Source organism: Allobosea sp. P4_C6, assembly GCF_056402015.1.
Genome location: NZ_JBFUIF010000186.1, coordinates 1 through 2319, shown reverse-complemented (window position 1 = coordinate 2319; position 2319 = coordinate 1). Strand labels below are relative to the sequence as shown.

Sequence of the window (2319 nt, the reverse complement as noted above, 5' to 3'; positions counted from 1 at the left end):
AAACTCGGGCGGGTGGAGATTGAGCCTCTCGCTCCAGTCGAGCAAGCCATGCAGCTGCCTATCCCAGGCAGAACAGGTCCGGGTTTGAAATGTCTTACTCGGCGTCAGTTCCGAGGCCTTGGCGAGAGAGATTGGTGCCAGACCTACGCATGCGCAGAACAATAACATTGAAAAACAGTCTACTGACCCCTTATGCATCGGAGTGCCTCGGTTATTTGTTTTTGCTGCGKGATTATCATTCATTATGCTATGCAATGTTTTGTCTAATCGCTTTAGTTGCTTGATATTCGATATTAATTAATTCGAGAAGGCGAAATATATTTATTGGAAATAGTATCAAATGAAGTAATAGTATCGGGTATAATAATGAAATTATGCCRTATATTATAAATAGTACATTTGCAGAAATGGCGTATATCCTCGTTGTTTTCATGCTTTTATTATAGAAAGCCAATATTGTACAAATTGCTGCTAGTAGACCTACAATGTCTACTTTATTTATTTGCGATAATTGTTCGTAGCTTGGCATATTGATAACAAGCTCCGATATTTCTTGGATCCCGCTGCGATAGTTACTATTATATATAAATCCGTTTCCGAGATTATGGTGGCGCAACAACAGCGGAATCTGAGCGCAATTAACTTGCCACATTCAAATTGGTTGAGGTGGCTATTTGATAGGCATTTCTAAGATTTCTGCCAATTCTGTCAAAACGCTGCGAAAAGTGTCTATGCTGAGACGACTAGAGGGCCCACGGGGAACGAGCCAATGAACACGGCTGCGATCGATCCTGCCCAGTTGACGATGTTCGATGTCATCCAAGCGAGACAACCCGAGGATTTGGAGGGCTCGTTCCGGATTAGCGAACGCGTTGCAAAATCGAGCCGGATCTACACCTACCAGCTCCAGAGCAGAGCGCTGTGGCGAGCCAGCTTCGCTAGACCATTTTTTACCCTCGCAACCCGTAGCACCGGCGCAATCGTCGCGAGCTACGCCAACAGCAGCTTTGCAACCGAGCTCTCCATCGACGGCGACGAAGGCGACCTTTTTGCTTCACATCGATCCTCGCCGGCCACATGGCGTTGGCTCAACGAGGAAAGCACGCGACAGCCATGAGAGGCCAGGGTTTCGCGTGGCGCCCGAGCCGGGGAACTCAGCTCCTGATTGGCGATGACAACGCGCGCACAAATGTCTTCTTGAGGGTTACGGATGTCGAGGATGGGCTGGTACGCCCAAGAGCCGACGTCCCGGGAGTCCGGAAGGGCCAGAATCTGACGTTCGTCAGACCCCTCCTTGTTGGTTCAATCGCGCCACTAGCGGAAGTTGGGGCCTAGCCAGGAAGCAGACATTTCGCGCGGACGGAGTGGGCGGCAGTTCGCGACCCATGTCAGACGTTGGCCGCGAGTCCGCATTTCGAACCAGGCTGACGCTTCCCGACGTTGAGAGCGTCCGCTCTCGGGCGATCAAACCGCGGTTCCCGGCGGCGAATTGCCATATTGATGTGGCGCAGCCAGCGAGTACCCGCCATGACAGTCAGGAGCTATAATTCGACTCAGCTCATAAGGCATTCTAATTAAATGGCGCAGCCGAACTTCAATGATCTGGCCGCCTTCGCCATGGTCGCGAAGGAGCGTAGCTTCACCAAGGCCGGTGCCAAGCTGGGAGTCTCGCAGTCCGCACTCAGCCAGACCATCAAGGCTCTCGAGGAACGCCTGAAGCTTAGGCTTCTAACGCGCACCACCCGAAGCGTCGCTCCCACCGAAGCCGGCTTGCGCCTTCTCGAAACCATCGCGCCGCGCTTCGACGAGATCGAGGCAGAGATCGCAGCGCTTGGCGAATTGCGGGGCAAGCCGGCCGGGACGATCCGCATCACGGCCGGCGAACATGCTGCGATCGCAGCTTTGCAGCCAGCCCTGCGCCGCTTGCTGCCGGATCATCCCGACATCAAGGTCGAGATCATCGTCGACTATGGCCTCGTCGACATCGTGGCGGCGGGCTATGATGCGGGGGTGCGTTTGGGCGAGCAGGTCGCAAAGGACATGATCGCCGTCCGGATCGGGCCGGAGATGCGTATGGCCGTGGTCGGATCGCCCGCCTATTTCAAACGCTACGGTGTTCCGGAAACGCCGCAGGACCTGACCTCCCACAACTGCATCGCGTCTCGTCTCCCCACCTATGGCGGCCTGTTTCCCTGGGGCCTCGAAAAGGATGGGCGCGAGGTCAAGGTACGTGGTGAAGGGCAACTCGTGTTCAATAGCCTCGCACTTCGGCTGAACTCAGCGCTCGACGGGCTCGGCCTTGCCTACCTGCCGGAGGAC

Annotated in this window: 2 protein-coding genes; both read left to right on the top strand. The window is 54.7% G+C overall.

Annotation, left to right across the window (positions count from 1 at the left end):
- Window positions 1-769: 769 nt before the first annotated feature.
- Complete coding sequence (locus AC1DVA_RS27685) at window positions 770-1117, top strand: hypothetical protein (RefSeq protein ID WP_476808027.1); 348 nt, start codon at window positions 770-772, stop codon at window positions 1115-1117.
- Window positions 1118-1578: 461 nt separating this feature from the next.
- Window positions 1579-2319 (top strand): LysR family transcriptional regulator (locus tag AC1DVA_RS27680; protein ID WP_476808026.1); only part of this gene is annotated, 741 nt, incomplete at its 3' end.